Origin of the sequence: Microbulbifer hydrolyticus, from assembly GCF_009931115.1 — a bacterium.
GTDB lineage: Bacteria > Pseudomonadota > Gammaproteobacteria > Pseudomonadales > Cellvibrionaceae > Microbulbifer > Microbulbifer hydrolyticus.
Map to the genome: position 1 here is coordinate 2,547,990 of NZ_CP047491.1, position 16,225 is coordinate 2,564,214.

A 16,225-nucleotide genomic window follows, 5' to 3' on the forward strand; every position below is an offset into this window, starting at 1 on the left:
ACTTTGTCCCGAGTAAATATCGACTCAAGGGATGACCAATGGCTGAAGGAAAATAGCAACAATGTGACCGGGGATACTTTCTCACAGGAAGACCCGGAACAACCCATACAGGCTCGCACGGATACACCTGAAGAGGAGACCGCATCCAGTGAGTCGCTGGCGGAAAACGTCAGTACACCGATGCAGAATTATCTGAAACACCTGTACCGGCTCGACCTGTTGACCCCACAAGAGGAGCACACCACCACCTGCCTGCTGCGCGAACTGGAGGACAAGATCATCGCCCTGCTGCAGAAGCGTGGCATTACCCTGGTGGACCTGCGCAGTGAGGGCGTGGAACAGCGCGGCAGTACTGGCGCCTACGACCACGGCCTGATCATCGCAAAGGCCACCGAGCTGCTGGAAACCGGAAAGATTTCCCAGCGGGACCGCAGCTCCCTGCAAAACCTGATGAAGCGTTTCAAGGCACAGCGCAAGAAACTGATTCAGTGCAACCTGCGCCTGGTGATCGCCATCGCCAAGCGGTTCCGCAATCCGTCGGTGCCGTTTATCGATCTGATTCAGGAGGGCAATGTGGGCCTGATGAAGGCCATCGAGCGATTCAAGCCGCAGATGGGTTACCGTTTTTCCACGTACGCTTACTGGTGGATTCAACAGGAAATCCAGCTGACATTGAGGCGCAATGACGATCTCGTTCGTCAGCCTGCCAATGTGCAGGACGACCTGAGAAGTATCTACCGCGCCATCAACCAGGTGCGCTCGGAGGGATTACCGGCGTCGGATCAAAATGTCGCCAAGCAGACCGGGCTGGACCTGGAGCGGGTGCAGAGCCTGCTAAAACTGCCAGGCCCAACCGGCTCACTGGACGACCCGATCTCTGACGACCAGAGCAGCACCCGGCTGGATTACGCCCCTGCAAACGAGTTGTTCAATACCGATGAGCTGGTGTCTAACCAGGAACTGGCACAGCGGCTCAGGGATGCCGTTGCCAAACTGCCACCACGCCAGCGCACCGTACTGAGCCTGCGCTACGGTCTGATTTCCGACCGGGATTGCTCGTTCCGGGTAATCGGCGAACAGCTGGGGCTGAGCCAGGAGCGTGCAAGGCAATTGCACTCCGACGCACTGCGACAACTGAAACGGCAGTGGCGCTAGCCACTACCTGTTCTTGCCCTACAAGGCACACCAGTTCCCTGGTGTGTCTTGCTTGCCATCGCCCCAATTCCGGCTAACCTTGCAAAGATCAGCGTCTAACAGCAATAACTGGCGATCGCATTATGCCTTTACCCCGAGTTCGCCCTTCTCTGGGCCATCGTTTACCCTGCCTGCTTCTCCTCGTCGGCGCGGCTGTTTCCCACACTTCATTTGCCGAGGGGTGGCTGCAAGAAGGCACAAACGAATTGATTTTAAGTGGAGGCAAAGGCCTTGGAGACGCGCTTATTCAACAGAAGTCCATCGCAGGCTCCAATATGGTCGGCGCCAACTGGTCCTACCTGTTCTACGATTATCCGAGCAATCACCATTTTCAGTGGTGGGCACAAGTCAGCTACAGCTATATGTGGCGCGACTATCGGGGACAGGACCAGAAACAACACATCTGGGAGCTGAAGCCCGTGCTGCGCTGGTATCCACGTCGGCAGGCCCAGGGTTTATTTGGCGAAGTGGGCGTGGGCGCGGCCTACCTGGACGAGCGCAGTTTTGGGGCCATCGACCTGTCTACCAACCTGAATTTTTCACTGCACTTCGCCGCAGGCTATACCCTGCAAAGTGGCAACACGGTGTCACTGCGGTACAGCCATTTTTCCAATGGCTACACCAATACGCCAAATCCGGGGTTCGATTTTGCCTCGTTGAACTGGCACACCGCGTTCTGAAATCCTGAATCAGCCGAACCGCAACAAAACGTTCACACGCCGGCGGTTGCCAATCGGACCGAAAACGCAGTGGAATAACTACCCCCGCCATTCCTTCTGGGCGACCTGGGCCCGGTATACATCGCCGGGAAAATCAATGAGACCTTATCCAACCTGGCACTGCACGGGGATTTTGCTTCACTGTTTGCGCGCGCCGCGTAAGAGTGCACCCCGGACACCAAAGCCAAAGCCAGAGCCAAAGCCACCTGGCAGATTTATACGCAGCTGACTTCCTGAAGCTCGCGAAACCAGTCCACCGCCTGCAATGTTGTTTCCGAAAGACTGAATCCTGAAAATTCTACCGGCCGGGGTTGCGCCAGGATCCCGCTGGCAACAGCGGCAATGCTCTCTGCGCTGCCGGCGCCAGCACCTGATGCCCCCTCCCGCATCTCAACAACACCCTGGGGGAAACACTGTTTCAACAGCTCTACCCCGGTACCACCGGTTGCAATAGCAGGACACCCCATTGCCAGGGATTCAGCCACGATTCGCCCGCTGGATGGCGGCAACTTGCTGCGATCATCGGCGAGATCGAATGTAATGCGCGCGCTGGCATACAGCTCGCGCATGTCGCGACGCTCCCCCAGAAACAGCACATACTCCGCGAGCCCCATGGATTCGGCCCTCTGTTCCAGGGCCCGGGCGAACTTTTCATGCCCAGGGACTACATTGCCCACCACCAGGCCGAAAATATCTGACCGCTCTTGTTTGAGTGCGGCAAGCACGTCGAGAAAACGCTCCTGCCCCCTTCCCGCCCCTACCGGGCCCGGCAACAGAAGCCAGTTGCGCTCCTCCAGCTGGGGAAAGTCATTGAGCAGTCGATGGTGCCAATGTCCGGAGACTGGTGCATTTTTATCCAGCTCTCGGGTATTCACCCCGCGATACAGCGTACGCAACTTTTCTGTGGGTTCATTTCCCGAAGATTCGACACTTGCTCGTGCAGCCACGAATTTTCCGGCGTACCTCCGTGAGAGCTGCTCCGCCAGTGCATTAGAAGCGGAAAGCACCAGCTCACCCTGCGCCAGGGCGGGATTGATACGGCGCCCACGAAACAGGCCAACTGAAGGCCACTGATGAATACTGGTGACCAGCCGCGGGCGCTGCCGCGGTTCCATTTTTCTCAGTACCCGAGTGGCGTGCCAGGCACACAGAGGGCCGCGGCACAGCAGGATATCCGCCTGTAATGTATCCAGTAGACGACGAAGCTTGCGATGAAGTCTGGCATTTACCCACTTGGTCTGATTGAGCGGTAATTCAAAATGCCGGCAGTTGTGCAGGGTAAGGCGCGAAACTAACGTACCACCGGAGGAAATCACAACGGAGTCCTGCCCTTGTCGGGCGAGTTCCTGGGCAAACTCCAGCGTCTCCTGCGCGAGCTCCCCCGCCTCGAGGGACGGCACCAGTTGAACAATTCGCATAGCTCTCTACGCCTCAATCCACAGTCCTGTTACTTTGCCCCCGCCCAGCGCCGCATTTTCTGTGACAACATCCATTGCGAAGGAACCACGATTGTACAGCTGATTTCTGCGCCAAGATGCACAATTTCTGCAATGGCGATGTAAATCACAATTACCGCGGAATCCTGTAGAATTTTTGCCACTTCGATTTCAAAATCACGACGCCAGCGGCACATTGAGAGGAATCTGTATGATGACCGGAAACCAGAGGGCAAACAGCCTCTCGCGCTTCATCACTCCCCGCGCGCTTTACCGCGCAATCACCTGTTGCGTATTCATTTTCCTCATCGCTGCCAACCCGGCGCTGGGCGCCAATGACCGGGGCTTGCTGCTGGAAGCACAGAAAGGCGACCGCACGGTGTATCTACTCGGCTCCATTCATCTTGCGGATCAGAGCTTCTATCCGCTGCGTGATGCGATTGAAAAGGCCTACCGCGATAGTGATGCACTGGTAGTGGAAGCGGATGTGATAGCGATGGAGTCCGACCCGGCACTGCAGCAAAAGGTCATGCTCGAGTCTCTTTACCCTCCGGGACAGCAACTGAGGGACAACATCCCTCCCAAGATCTACGCCCAGCTGCAGGAATGGCTGCGTAAGCGCCAGATTCCCGAGGCCAACTTCAACCGCATGCGCCCCGCCATTGCCATGATTACCCTGAGCCTGATCGAAATGCAGGCGCGCGGCCTCGATCCCAAAGCCGGGATTGATCGGCACTTTCTCAACCTGGCCCATAAGGAAGGGAAGACCACGCTACAGCTGGAAAGTGTGATACAGCAACTGCGAATGCTGAATAGCCTCGACAAGCCGGAACTCTATTTACAGCAGACTCTGGACCAGATCTCTGAAATGGACACATTCGTGCCGCGTATGAAAAAGGCCTGGAAATCCGGTGACCGGGAAGCAATCCACCAACTGGTGATTCAGGAAGGTCTGGACGAACACCCGGAGTTTGAAGCGCTGTATGAGTTGCTTTTCTTCCAGCGCAATCGGGAAATGGCGCAAAAGATCCGCGAACTCAGCGACAAGCACAACAAACTGTTTGTGGTGGTTGGTGCCGGCCATCTCGTCGGGGCGCAATCCATAACCGAGTTGCTGGAAAAATCCGGGTATTCCATTCAACAGATTTGACCCGGGTCAAAATACGCACAAGTCATCCTCTTACCGGCCAACACCAGTAAGAGAATGACCGATAAAGGAAGTAATACTGCAAGCTGCCATCGACACAGCAGCCAAACACCCTTATTCCGCACAATCGGGCGACACGTAGTAAGCGTCCTTGCAATATGACGCCAGAGATAACCACAGTATCCAAGCGTGTGCGGCCAGTAGTACAATCTTGAATCTACACTTCCTTCCGACCTCTATTGTGCGATGCGTGTCAAAGGTGACATTCGGTACCCGCGAGTGACCAGTGATGAGCAGCACTCCCCCCTGGATCACCTGACCGAAACCATCGCCTGCCCATACAGCACATTTATTACAGCTTTATTACAATTTGTAATATTTAATTTTATGGGGTTTTCCTATTTCAAAAACGTTTCCAATTTCTGACAGAATTGTGATGCTGCTACAATCCCGCGCCATCAACACAACCAAACCAGACAGGAATCAACATGCAACCCTTTCCCAAGAGCCTGATGGCCATCACGCTGACCAGCTTGCTCTCAGGCACGGCGGCAGCGGATCAGGCGGAAACCAAAGGTGGCCTGAAGATCACGTCCGATGACGGCAACTTTTCTGCCTCTCTGGGCGGGCGTATCCACTTTGATACCTACCTGTTCGATACCGATATCGAGGACCCGGTAAGTACCACGGAATTTCGTCGCGCCCGTATCACCCTGAAGGGGAACATCTACGACTGGGGCTACGTGCTCGAGCAGGATTTCACCGGCGGCGATACCTTGAGCGGATATCGCGACGTGTTTCTTTCGCACAAGTTTCTGAACGGAGAAGTGCGCATCGGCCAGTTCAAGCCGTTCCGCTCCATGGCGGAAATGACCAGCTCCAACGAGCTCACCATACTGGAAAGGCCCTTCTCGAGCTCCACCGGTCTGTATGACGGCAACCAGTTCCAGCAGGGTATCGGCTGGACCGGTGTGCTGGACTGCTTCACCCTGGGCATGATGGCGTTCAACCTGCGCGATGCCGGTACCCCGCGCAACGAAGGTGTCGGCGCAGCCGGCCGCCTCGCATGGCACCCCATCAATACGGATACGGCCACTTTCCACCTGGGTACTTCCGTCAGCTTTGAGAACGCCAACCGGAACTCAAGTGACCTGACCGCAGAAGCCGATTACGCCGGCCGCCGCGGTCCTAGCCAGCTGATGGCAGTCACTCCCGGCGATCTGGGCGGACACGCTACTACCGCGGCACTGGAACTGGCGGGCAGCTACGGCCCTCTGTATATCCAGTCAGAGTACGCAGTGGGCGGGTTCGACGCGGACTACTATGTATCCGAACTGGAGTTTGAAGACTGGTACGGGGCCCCTGCTCCGTTTGCCTGCGACCCACAATTCGGCTGTTACATTGCCGACCAGGATGTACACACCTGGTACATTCAGGGCAGCTGGATGATCACCGGCGAGCACAAGCCTTACAGCACAAAACGCGGCGCCTTCAGCTCAGCGAAACCCGCTGGCACCGGCCTCTGGGGTGGCGCCTGGGAACTGACCGCGCGCTATGACACCATGGAAAACCGCGATATCCGCAACTTGCAGGCGAGCAGCGCCATCATTGGCCTGAACTTCTACGCCAACCGCAATGTGCGCTTTATGGCGAACTATATTTTCGGTGACGACGACTTTACCGGCGATGGCACCAATCAGTTCGGCCTGCGCGCGCAGATCAACTGGTAACACACCGGTAACACCGAAAGAAGCAACAAAAATGGCGAGCCACTGGCTCGCCATTTTTTGTTTACGTCAAGGGAAGCTTGGTTACCCCACCTGTTGCGCCTTGGCCGGATCAAACACCTCCACGGGGGCAGACGTAGTCTCGGGGCTCGCTTCGGGATTGTAAAAACGCTGCAGGGAAACAGCGCGGGCTTCCTGGGCCAATTCCACGTTTTTGTCCTTAATCAGGCCATAACCGCGAATCACGTCCGGGTAACTGAGCAGCTCAATTGCAGCTGCATGGTTCTCTGCATTGAGCTTGCCAATCACCTCATCAACCAACTGTTCATACTCACCGATCAACGCCCGCTCCATTTTACGCTCGGCGGTATAACCAAAGACATCCAGCGCGGTGCCCCGCAGGAATTTGAATTTGGCCAGCACACCAAAGGCCTTGTGCATCCAGCCGCCGAACTTGAGTTTGCGCGGCCGGCCGAGATTCTTGTCGAACGGGCTCAGGAGCGGCGGCGCCAAGTTGAATTCCAGTTCGAAATCCCCGGCGAAGTTTTCACGCAGTGATTCGATAAAACGACCATCGCTATACAGTCTTGCTACTTCGTATTCATCCTTGTAGGCGAGCAACTTGGCATAATTGCGCGCAACCACTTCGGCCAGCGCCTCACTGCCGGGCACCTTGAGTATTTCTGCTCCCTTTACCTTGTCTACCAGTGCAAGGTAGCGGCGCGCCAGTGCCGCATTCTGGTAGCCGGTAAGGTGCTCTACCCGATGCGCAACGACCTGCTCGAGCCCCTGCGGCAGCACTTTTTCCTCGTCACGGGACAGCAGGCGATCCAGGGCCGAACGGTCTGCTGCAGCGAGTCGTCCCGCGGCGAGCCCCTGAAGGTTGCCCTCTACCGCGACACCATTCAGTTGAATGGCTTCGCGAATAGCGTCCAGACCCAACGGGATCAGTCCTTTTTGCCATGCGTATCCCAGCATGAAGATATTTGCGGCCAGGGTATCGCCAAGCGCCGCCTTGGTCAGCGTATGTCCTTCAACAATGTCCAGCTCGAGCACCGCGTCCTTGATCGTATCCAGTACCGCCTGCGGCGAGTGGATATCTTCACGCCCCAGTACCGATGCAGCCGTCGGGCTGAGGTGGGTATTTACCACCGCACGGCTGTGGGTTTCATCGAGTTTCGCCAGGCTTGCCGAGAGGTTGCCAGCGGCGATCAGGTCGCAGGCCATCAATGCGTCGGCGCGGCCATCTGAAATTCGCACCGCCTTCAGCGACTCCGGGCTATCGGCAAAACGCACATGGGAATATACCGCGCCGCCCTTCTGGGCCAGGCCAGTCTGATCCAGGGTGCTGCAGGCCTTGTCTTCAATGTGGGCGGCCATTGCCAGCAATGCGCCAATGGTCACCACGCCGGTGCCGCCAACGCCGGTTACCAGCAAATTGAACGGTTCCTTCAGGTCCGCAAGTTGCGGAGCGGGCAGTTTGTCAGCTTCCTGACACAGCGCATCACCGACACCGGCGCGTTTGTTCAGTTTGCCGCCCTTCACGGTCACGAACGACGGGCAGAAGCCGTTTACGCAGGACATGTCCTGGTTGCATGTGGTCTGGTTGATGCGGCGTTTGTCGCCGAGCGCGGTATCCACCTTTTCAACGGCAATACAGCTGGACTGGGTAACGCAGTCGCCACAGCCCTCGCACACCAGTTCATTGATAAACGGCCGCCCTTCCGCCTTCGGCAGCAGGCCGCGTTTGCGTTTGCGACGCAGCTCGGTAGCACAGGTCTGGTCGTAAACGATCACCGTACAACCGGGCGCCTCGCGCAGTTCTTTCATCACTGCGGGCATATGGTCCCGGTGACGGATTTCCACTTCACCGGGGAAGCTCAGCGCGCCCTTGTACTTGTCGGTGTCATCCATCACCAGCACAACCTTGTTCACCCCTTCTGCCAGCACCTGGCGGCAGATCATGTCCGGGTGCAATTCACCGTCATGGGGCTGGCCGCCGGTCATGGCGACAGCGTCGTTAAACAGGATTTTGTAAGTGATATTCACCTTCGCCGCCACGGCGGCACGAATCGCGAGGATGCCGGAGTGGAAGTAGGTTCCATCCCCAAGGTTCACGAATACGTGGGGTTCACTGGTAAAGGCCGCCTGGCCAATCCAGTTGACGCCCTCGGCGCCCATCTGGGTAAAGGTATAGGTATCCCGGTCCAGCCACTGGGCCATGTAGTGGCAGCCAATACCCGCGAGCGCGCGGCTGCCTTCGGGTACTCGGGTGGAACGATTGTGGGGGCAGCCTGCGCAGAACATGGGCAGGCGCGCCACGCTGGAACCAGCCTGGGCCGAGATTCGCTCGGCGAGAGCATCCAGCCGCATCAGGCGGTGTTTGGCACGCTCGGGGAGGTTTTCCTCTCCCAGCAGATAGCCCAATACCTGGGCCACCACCGCCGGTGACAGTTCGCCATACATCGGCAGCAGTGGTTTGTCGTGCTCGTCGACCTTGCCCAGAATCCGCGGGAAATTCGGATCCCGCAAGTGCACGTTGTACAGCTCTTCTTTCAGCTGTACTTCCATCAGACTGCGCTTTTCCTCGAGCACCAGTAGCGAATCCAGACCGCGTGCAAACTCCTGAATACCCGGTACGTCCAGCGGGTAAGTCATACCCACTTTCAGAATTCGGATACCCAGCGCGCGGGCGCGCTCCTCATCGATACCCATATCCTCAAATGCCTGCATCAGGTCGAGGTGCGCCTTGCCAGCGGTGACGATACCAAGGGTCGCCTTGGGGTTATCCAGTACCAGCTTGTTGAGCTGGTTGGCGCGAGCGAAGGCCAGTGCCGCGGGGCGCTTGTACCGCCACAGGCGCTCTTCCTGCTCAAGAGGATTGTCCTGCTTGCGAATATTGAGGCCACCGGGCGGACGCTCGATTTCCGGGTACTGGAAAGACACACCGGCAGGATTCACCTCCACCGTGGATGCGCTATCCATATTTTCCGCGAGGGTGATCATGGCAACCCAGCAGCCACTGAAGCGCGACAGCTCCAGACCATAAAGGCCGTAATCCAGCACTTCCTGGACAGTGGCCGGGTTCAGTACCGGGATATGCATGTCGACAAAGGCGAACTCGGACTGGCCGGGGTAGGAAGAAGACTTACAACCGTGGTCGTCACCGGAGATGATCAATGCCCCCCCCTTGGGCGAGGAGCCGGCGGCGTTGGCATGGCGGAAGGCGTCACAGGAGCGGTCTACCCCGGGGGTCTTGCCGTACCAGATGCCACAGACCCCATCTACTTCAGCGCCGTCAAACAGGCCCACCTGCTGGGAGCCCCACACCGAGGTAGCGGCCAGCTCTTCGTTCACACCGGGCACGAAGCGGATGTTGTATTCGTCAAGGAGCTTGGACGCGCGCGCCAGTTGCTGATCGTAACCACCGAGAGGCGACCCTCGGTATCCGGAAATAAAGGTGGCGCTATTGAGGCCGCGGGCACGGTCGATGCGCATCTGGTCAATGGGCAGGCGCACCAGTGCCTGGATGCCAGAGAGGAGTACGCGCCCCTCCTGGATGGTGTATCGATCGTCCAGGGAGACCTTTTTGGTAGTGACTGCCTGAGAACCAGTATTCACTTTTTGCTCACTCATACGCCTACTTCTTTCCCGCTGGTATTTGGTGGTCCGTTAGGGAAACGGACTTCCGCCAGTTAGTCTGATTAGAGTTATTGTCATTTGGGACGCTCGTCGCAGGTTTGGGCGCTGATTTAAACGAGTTATTGTGAGGCTGCCTAAAATAGCGACGGCGTGGTCAAGTCATACTAGTGCTTAAAGCACAATGAAACATTGCTTTATTTACAAGTTTGCACGTAAAATTATGACAGCCATCTCGGCCAATACAGAAATTGTAGGATAGGAGTTTATATGAAGCGCTCAACAGACCTGGATGATTTCGACCGCAAGATTCTGCGGGCGCTGCAGGAAAACGCCGATTATTCCATGGCTGAGCTGGGAGACAAAGTGGGCTTGTCTCACACTCCGTGCTGGCGTCGCATCAAGCGCCTTGAGGCCGAGGGTATCATCCGTGGTCGCGTCACCCTCCTGGATCCACGCAAACTTGACCTTGGGGTCACAGTATACTGCTATGTCACCATCCACAACCATGACGAGGACTCCCTGAACAACTTTGAGTCCGCGGTCCAGGATGTGCAGGAAGTGGTGGAATGCTACTCCACCAGTGGAGACAAAGATTACGTTCTGCGCGTGGTCGTCGACAGCGTGGAGCACTACGAGCAGCTTCTGAAGCGCTCACTGGTTCACCTGCCGAATGTCGCTTCGGTGAACTCCACCTTTGCGTTGAAGCAGGTTAAGTACACAACGCAACTGCCGCTTTAAAGCAAACCTGCCGATCGCTGCTCTGACCGCGCATGCTGGCGGTCCAGCGCCGGGGCCATGCCGCTGAGGGCGCCGCCAGTGAACGGCTGCCGGTAGCCGCGGTGTAAAACCGCCCATCGACGGGTTCACGGCGTGTTTTGCGAACGCCCCGGTAGCGATACTGCAGTATCCGCGAAACACGCCATACTGCGGTATCCGGACTCAGTAGCCTTTAGCGAGCGTCCAGCTTGCTCACGACCTGCCCCAGAACCTGCTCAAGATCCTGACCGTCACAATCCACCACGATATCCGCATAACGCCGGTACAACGCCTGACGCTCCTCGAATAACTCCTCGAAGCTCTGCCCCGGCGCCTTGGCTATTCCGCGGCTTTCATAATTGTGAATTCTGCGCCGCAGTTCATCGGCAGAGCAGTTCAGGAAAACTGCAGGGCCGAACCTCAACAGGTTGTGCATTCCCTCCTCGCTGTACACCACACTGCCGCCCGTAGCGATCACATGGTTGGGCAGGTTTGCCTCGGCAATCACCTCACCCTCAATACGGCGTAGATTCAGGTAGTCGGTCTCGTTCATGATCTCCTGCAGGGTTTTGTCTTCCCGCAATTGGATCAATACATCGGTATCCACAAAATCTTTTGCCAGCTCCTTCGCCAGCAATACCCCAAGCGTACTCTTGCCGGCACCCGGCATCCCGATCAGTACAACACTGCCCTGTTTATGCATTTTTATCCGACTTCCTAAAAAAGCTTTGTGAGATCTGCAGCAGAGTCACCCCCGGTCAGTCTCCTCTCCGCGGCAATACCACTGACCGCAGCCAACCCAACAGGCTATTGCCCGTCAGCAGCATTTTATCCAATTCATCCAGATTGTGCGCCTGCCGGAAACTGTCCGCAAACAACGCCTCTCTTGTGATCATTCTCCGGCGCGGGTTGATCTGCTTGATTTCCCGGGCGGGATTGCCTGCAACGACTGTATTGGCCGGGATATCACGGGTCACCACACTACCCGCGCCTACCACCGCATTGTCACCAATGGACACGCCCTTGCACACGATGGCGCTGTCACCGATCCAGACATTGTTGCCGATGGAAATGGGTGATGTGCAGCGAAACGGCCGTGTGCGGTTGTACAGGCCGTGCCAGTCTGAATCGGAGATATAGACGTTCGCGGCCAGCATACATGCATCGCCCAGGGTGATGGACTGACCCGCAGAAATCCGCACGCCCGGAGAGATGAGTACATAATCGCCGATGCTGATCTCCGCTTCGCCACCGCGGTGGCCCATGGCAGTCAGCCGAATACAGTTATCCGGTGTAGAGATCAAGTGCGGGAAATTGCCGAGGCGGATGTTACTGCCGAAGACCTTGACTGAGGCGGGGTGCATGATTTCCGGCTCGCAGCCGATGGCATCGAACTGTGGCAGCAGAAAGTGGCGACAACGCCAGTGACGGAACCTGAGCTGCAGGCGCTTTAGCCAGTATGGTCTATGATCCTTGCGCATGGTGTGTAGAAGCCATCCTCAGTTTTTTATCTGTTTTACGAGCAGTCATTCTTTGTCACTGAATCTGCGCCGCGAGTGCATTGCAAACTGCCGTACTCGCCGGTACTGTCAGGCTCAACTCTTTCTTCCACCGAACAGAAAAATACACAGCAATGGAAACGTCCCGACCAATTGAATTACCCCTGGACATCGAAACCATCAAAGGTTTTCTCGATCCTCAGGAGGGAGAAGCACTCTACCGACTCGCCGCTGAAGCCAGCGATCTGGGCCCCGTACTGGAAGTCGGCAGCTACTGTGGCAAATCTACCGTGTATCTTGGCAGCGCCTGCAGACTGATGGACAACTCACTATTCGCGATTGACCACCATCGCGGTTCAGAGGAACACCAGCCCGGCGAGGAGTACCACGACAGCGACCTGTTCGATGATCGCAGCCAGTTGATGGATAGCTTTCACAATTTCCGCAGCAATATGCGCAGAGCCGGGCTGGAGCAAAATGTTATACCCGTAGTCGCGCCCTCTGCGGTAGCCGCTCGCCACTGGAATACCCCACTCGGGCTGGTTTTTATCGACGGTGGCCATTCGCTGGAGGCAGCGGTTACCGATTACCGCGCGTGGAGCCGGCATATCGTGCCCGGCGGCTATCTGGCCATTCACGACATTTTCCCCGATCCGAAAGATGGTGGTCAGGCGCCCTACGAGATTTACAAGCTAGCGTTGGCTTCCGGCCAGTTCGAGCTCGTGGAGATGGTCAAGACTCTCGGCATCCTGCGACGCATCCAGTAGGTTCACCCGGGTAAACAGCGTGCTGGCGGGGGTAAGCCCTGCCAGGGCATCCGCGGCAAGCAGCATGGCACCTACCGTCCAGGTGGTTTTCTCTTCAGGCCACACGGCACTGTCCCGATAGACATAGCCAGTCCAGTATCCACCATCGCTGTCCTGCCAGCGATGCAGCCCGCGGTAAATGGTTTCGGCTTTCGCCGTTTCACCTGCCGCCAATAATGCCATGGTAAGTTCACAGGACTCGGCAACCGTTACCCAGGGCTCGTCGTTCACGCAGCGGCAACCCAGCCCCGCCACAACAAACTCGTTCCATTTCTGTTGCAACCGCGCCCTTGCACCAGCGCCCTCGAAGACGCCGGTCAGGACCGGGTAAAACCAGTCCATGGAGAAGCGGGCCTTGCTTTCCCAGGTTCGATCGAACCGTTGTGGTTTATCCCTCAACGCCTCGCCCAGCCGCACTCTGGCCGAATGCCACTCCGGCCGCGCTTTTGCGAGAACGGTGGCAATATTGATACCGCACTCAAGACTTTTGTAAATGGAAGCGCAACCGGTAATCAGGGCGTCCATGAGGGGCTTACCGTTTCCGTCGACAGCCCACTGGATTTCGCCATGGGGTGACTGAAGCGCCAGTACGAAACCCAGAGCGCGATCCACCATCGGCCAAAACCGGTGAAGAAACTCCCGGTCGCCAGTGATCAGGAAGTGATGCCAGATGCCGGTCGCGATATAGGCCACAAAGTTGCTTTCCCGGCGCTCACGGTTATCTACCTGGCCGTCTTTGTAGGCGGCCCACCAGCTTCCATCGTCCAGCTGAATGCTCGCCAGCCAGGCGTAGGCACTTTCGGCCGCATCGTACTCACCAGCAATACTGAGTCCCATGGCCGCTTCCACATGATCCCAGGGATCCGCGTAGTGTCCGGTAAACCACGGAATACAGCCATCCGCCAGCTGTTGAGAAAGAATGTACTCGCCACTGCGGCGCACAAACTCCCGGGGGTACAGCGGCGTTCCTACTGAGGTGGTATCGAGGGAGATACTCATACTGCGCTCTCCGGAACAGCAGCTTCTGGGTAGTCGAGTTCGGTCAATTCCCCATTGTCTGCCGCGGGCTCCACCGGAGCCGGTTTGACAAAATACAGGGCGATACTTTTCCCAAGTAGCGGGTTGAGCAGTTTTTCCAGCCAGCGGGTAAGTCGAGGCTTTTGCATCAGGTCCCAAACCAGAACCCGGTGGTATCCGGTAATCAGGGGGTGATCGTCCCGGCCCCAGAAGAGGCACTTGAGCCACCAGTAAGGGGCGTGCAGTGCATGGGCCTTATGGCGGGCAAAGTATTGATGCCCCAGGGCTTCCACGCTTCTTCGCAGCTGCTTTTCACGGAAAATCCGGATGTGCCCGCCCTCTACCTGGTGGTAGTCGTCGGACAATTTCCAGCAGACCCACTCCGGAAAAAATGCCGGAACGGTGGCCGCAAAAACGCCAGATGGCTTTAGCACCCGGTTGATTTCGTTGAGCACCCCCTGGTAATCCTCAATGTGCTCCAACACTTCAGAGCAGATCACCACGTCAAAGAAGTGATCAGCGAATGGCAATTGCAGCGCATTACCAACGCCAAACTGAAGGCGACCACGTTGTTGCCCGGCCGAAAAAAACGGCGCGGCGCGCTCGCTGGCCGTATTGATATCCCGTTGACTCAAATCGATGCCAAAAATTTCGACTTCATCGGTCAACATCAGGTGAATGGCGTGGCGCCCCTCACCACAACCCAGGTCAAGTACTCGCTGCCCCGGTTGCAGGTTCAGCAGCGAGGGATCCACCGTAATCATCAGGCAGCTTCCCCGTGGCGTTTTGGACTCTCTGCCACCCTGGCTGCGGCTCCGTCACTCTCTGCAGTAGCGGGCTCCATCTGCTCTGCAGTCGCGGCCGGGCGATCAAAACAATCCCTCTCGCGATGCTTCTCACCGATAATTTCCCGGTAGTAAGCCACCAGATGGCGGGCCGCCACCTGCCAGGAAAATTTTTCTTCGATGCGTTGGCGGCCTGCGATACCGAGAGACTCACGCAGAGCGGCATCTATCAAAAGTTTGTCAATCGAGCGCGCCAGTGCGCCACTGTCTCCCGCGGGAACAACGATGCCAGCATCCCCGACAACCTCGGGCAATGCACCACCATTGCTCGAAATCACGGGAACACCACAAGCCATGGCCTCGCCGGCCGGCAACCCAAACCCTTCATAGAGTGAGGGGCACACCACCAGCGAGGAAGTGGCATAGTGTTCCACCATTTCACGATTTGAAATACCGGAAACAAAACGCACAGCAGATTGAAGGCCAAGTTCTTCAAGCAGCTGTTCTGTCGCACCACCCTCCTGCAATTTTCCAACCACCAGTAATTTGAGTTTCGGGAATCTTCCCCGCAGTAGCGCCATCGCCTGTAAAAGAAAGCGCAGTCCCTTGAGGGGCTGGTCAGCGGAGGCCGTCGTCATGATCTGCCAGGGGTCCGGCGCGATGTGCGGCTGGGGAGTAAACAGCTCGGTATCAATCCCGTTGTAAATCAGCTCCAGCCGCGAGGGCGCCACGCCAAACTGCTCCACGATATCGGTAAATGACTGTGTCGAAACCGTGACAATATGGTTAAGCCTGCGGGACACCTTGATCTGCATTCTGAGGAAACTGTGCCAGCGTCGGACCAGCAGGCGATAGAACCAGTCCGGTGCGGCGTCGATCGCCAGCTGGCGGTCGCGGGTAATTGGGTGGTGGATGGTAGCGACGACGGGAAGGCCCTGCTTTTCGATACTCAGCAGGCCATAACAGAGCGACTGGTTATCGTGCACTACGTCATATTCCCTGCCATGGGTGTTCAGGTACCGGGCGACCCGTCGGCCAAAGCTATACGGCTCGGCAAATCCACCGGTGAGCTTGCCAAACCATTCGTGGAAGTCAGCCCAACTCAACAGGTGCCGTGGCCGGAGCGCCCGTGTGGGACGTGGATGCTCGTAGAGGTTCAGCCCGGGCATCTTGATCAGGCGCACCCGCGGGTCCAGCTCCGGATAGGGCTGGCCGGAAATCACATCCACCTTGTGGCCAGCGTCGACCAGCGCCTTACTGAGGTAGTAAAGGTAAACACCCTGCCCGCCACAATGGGGATGGCTGCGATAACCGAGCAGGCAGATATTCAATGGCCGCAACTGGGCCGATGGACCGTCTGTACGATTTCCCAAGGCGGTCATAGATTCCCCATAGTTATTGTTTTGGCGAACGCGAAACGTCGGATGCCGAAAGAGGCGAAGAATACACTGGGCAAGAAATGACTGCCAGACAGAAACCGTCCACGCCGGAGACCAG

The 16,225-nt window shown here is 57.2% G+C and carries 14 protein-coding genes; 6 read left to right on the top strand and 8 right to left on the bottom strand.

Annotation, left to right across the window (positions count from 1 at the left end; all coding sequences use genetic code 11):
- Positions 1–3 precede the first annotated feature (3 nt).
- Together GTQ55_RS10810 and GTQ55_RS10815 are read left to right on the top strand one after the other, a co-directional pair.
- Positions 4–1,155: a sigma-70 family RNA polymerase sigma factor gene (locus GTQ55_RS10810; protein WP_161858737.1), complete on the top strand. Its 1,152-nt coding sequence runs from the start codon at positions 4–6 to the stop codon at positions 1,153–1,155.
- Positions 1,156–1,400: 245 nt separating this feature from the next.
- A complete protein-coding gene (locus GTQ55_RS10815) occupies positions 1,401–1,874 on the top strand; it encodes an acyloxyacyl hydrolase (protein ID WP_237567651.1) in 474 nt (157 codons plus the stop codon).
- Between the two features lie 254 nt (positions 1,875–2,128).
- Here GTQ55_RS10815 and GTQ55_RS10820 read toward each other — a convergent pair whose 3' ends face one another.
- Both GTQ55_RS10820 and GTQ55_RS10825 read right to left on the bottom strand, forming a co-directional pair.
- Positions 2,129–3,331 carry a glycosyltransferase gene (locus GTQ55_RS10820; protein WP_161858739.1) on the bottom strand — a complete coding sequence of 401 codons (1,203 nt, stop codon included), beginning with the start codon at positions 3,329–3,331 and terminating at the stop codon, positions 2,129–2,131.
- A 29-nt stretch (positions 3,332–3,360) separates the two neighbouring features.
- On the bottom strand, positions 3,361–3,546 hold the full coding sequence (locus GTQ55_RS10825; RefSeq protein WP_161858740.1) for a hypothetical protein: 186 nt from the start codon (positions 3,544–3,546) through the stop codon (positions 3,361–3,363).
- 14 nt (positions 3,547–3,560) lie between these two features.
- Between GTQ55_RS10825 and GTQ55_RS10830 the strand changes: the two genes are divergently transcribed.
- Complete coding sequence (locus GTQ55_RS10830) at positions 3,561–4,499, top strand: TraB/GumN family protein (RefSeq protein WP_161858741.1); 939 nt, start codon at positions 3,561–3,563, stop codon at positions 4,497–4,499.
- A gap of 485 nt (positions 4,500–4,984) precedes the next feature.
- On the top strand, positions 4,985–6,226 hold the full coding sequence (locus GTQ55_RS10835) for an OprO/OprP family phosphate-selective porin (protein WP_161858742.1): 1,242 nt from the start codon (positions 4,985–4,987) through the stop codon (positions 6,224–6,226).
- A gap of 81 nt (positions 6,227–6,307) precedes the next feature.
- Here GTQ55_RS10835 and GTQ55_RS10840 read toward each other — a convergent pair whose 3' ends face one another.
- Entirely contained in the window at positions 6,308–9,859 is a 3,552-nt protein-coding gene (locus tag GTQ55_RS10840; protein ID WP_161858743.1) for an indolepyruvate ferredoxin oxidoreductase family protein, read from the bottom strand.
- 273 nt (positions 9,860–10,132) lie between these two features.
- Here GTQ55_RS10840 and GTQ55_RS10845 point away from each other — a divergent pair, with 273 nt between their 5' ends.
- Positions 10,133–10,603, top strand: a complete 471-nt coding sequence (locus GTQ55_RS10845; RefSeq protein WP_010131435.1) for an Lrp/AsnC family transcriptional regulator — start codon at positions 10,133–10,135, stop codon at positions 10,601–10,603.
- A 211-nt stretch (positions 10,604–10,814) separates the two neighbouring features.
- On the opposite strand, the gene GTQ55_RS10850 is transcribed toward GTQ55_RS10845, so the two are convergent.
- Positions 10,815–11,324 carry a shikimate kinase gene (locus GTQ55_RS10850; protein WP_161858744.1) on the bottom strand — a complete coding sequence of 170 codons (510 nt, stop codon included), beginning with the start codon at positions 11,322–11,324 and terminating at the stop codon, positions 10,815–10,817.
- A gap of 55 nt (positions 11,325–11,379) precedes the next feature.
- The gene (locus GTQ55_RS10855) at positions 11,380–12,102 is read right to left on the bottom strand and encodes an acyltransferase (protein ID WP_161858745.1); all 723 of its coding nucleotides are present in this window, start codon (positions 12,100–12,102) and stop codon (positions 11,380–11,382) included.
- A 152-nt stretch (positions 12,103–12,254) separates the two neighbouring features.
- Between GTQ55_RS10855 and GTQ55_RS10860 the strand changes: the two genes are divergently transcribed.
- Complete coding sequence (locus tag GTQ55_RS10860) at positions 12,255–12,887, top strand: class I SAM-dependent methyltransferase (RefSeq protein ID WP_161858746.1); 633 nt, start codon at positions 12,255–12,257, stop codon at positions 12,885–12,887.
- On the opposite strand, the gene GTQ55_RS10865 is transcribed toward GTQ55_RS10860, so the two are convergent.
- From GTQ55_RS10865 to GTQ55_RS10875, 3 genes are read right to left on the bottom strand one after another with little or no spacing between them, the layout of a single operon-like run.
- Positions 12,813–13,925, bottom strand: a complete 1,113-nt coding sequence (locus GTQ55_RS10865; RefSeq protein ID WP_161858747.1) for a prenyltransferase/squalene oxidase repeat-containing protein — start codon at positions 13,923–13,925, stop codon at positions 12,813–12,815. The genes GTQ55_RS10860 and GTQ55_RS10865 overlap by 75 nt on opposite strands.
- Positions 13,922–14,707: a class I SAM-dependent methyltransferase gene (locus GTQ55_RS10870; protein WP_161858748.1), complete on the bottom strand. Its 786-nt coding sequence runs from the start codon at positions 14,705–14,707 to the stop codon at positions 13,922–13,924. Before GTQ55_RS10870 ends, GTQ55_RS10865 begins: the two co-directional genes overlap by 4 nt.
- A complete protein-coding gene (locus tag GTQ55_RS10875; protein WP_161858749.1) occupies positions 14,707–16,110 on the bottom strand; it encodes a glycosyltransferase family 4 protein in 1,404 nt (467 codons plus the stop codon). The genes GTQ55_RS10870 and GTQ55_RS10875 overlap by 1 nt, the downstream gene beginning before the upstream one ends.
- Between the last annotated feature and the right edge of the window lie 115 nt (positions 16,111–16,225).

What these genes read in the sequence shown, in the direction of transcription:
- GTQ55_RS10820 (WP_161858739.1), bottom strand. Translation starts at nt 3,331, where the DNA reads ATGCGAATTGTTCAACTGGTGCCGTCCCTCGAGGCGGGGGAGCTCGCG.
- GTQ55_RS10825 (WP_161858740.1), bottom strand. Translation starts at nt 3,546, where the DNA reads ATGTGCCGCTGGCGTCGTGATTTTGAAATCGAAGTGGCAAAAATTCTA.
- GTQ55_RS10830 (WP_161858741.1), top strand. Translation starts at nt 3,561, where the DNA reads ATGATGACCGGAAACCAGAGGGCAAACAGCCTCTCGCGCTTCATCACT.
- GTQ55_RS10835 (WP_161858742.1), top strand. Translation starts at nt 4,985, where the DNA reads ATGCAACCCTTTCCCAAGAGCCTGATGGCCATCACGCTGACCAGCTTG.
- GTQ55_RS10840 (WP_161858743.1), bottom strand. Translation starts at nt 9,859, where the DNA reads ATGAGTGAGCAAAAAGTGAATACTGGTTCTCAGGCAGTCACTACCAAA.
- GTQ55_RS10845 (WP_010131435.1), top strand. Translation starts at nt 10,133, where the DNA reads ATGAAGCGCTCAACAGACCTGGATGATTTCGACCGCAAGATTCTGCGG.
- GTQ55_RS10850 (WP_161858744.1), bottom strand. Translation starts at nt 11,324, where the DNA reads ATGCATAAACAGGGCAGTGTTGTACTGATCGGGATGCCGGGTGCCGGC.
- GTQ55_RS10855 (WP_161858745.1), bottom strand. Translation starts at nt 12,102, where the DNA reads ATGCGCAAGGATCATAGACCATACTGGCTAAAGCGCCTGCAGCTCAGG.
- GTQ55_RS10860 (WP_161858746.1), top strand. Translation starts at nt 12,255, where the DNA reads ATGGAAACGTCCCGACCAATTGAATTACCCCTGGACATCGAAACCATC.
- GTQ55_RS10865 (WP_161858747.1), bottom strand. Translation starts at nt 13,925, where the DNA reads ATGAGTATCTCCCTCGATACCACCTCAGTAGGAACGCCGCTGTACCCC.
- GTQ55_RS10870 (WP_161858748.1), bottom strand. Translation starts at nt 14,707, where the DNA reads ATGATTACGGTGGATCCCTCGCTGCTGAACCTGCAACCGGGGCAGCGA.
- GTQ55_RS10875 (WP_161858749.1), bottom strand. Translation starts at nt 16,110, where the DNA reads ATGACCGCCTTGGGAAATCGTACAGACGGTCCATCGGCCCAGTTGCGG.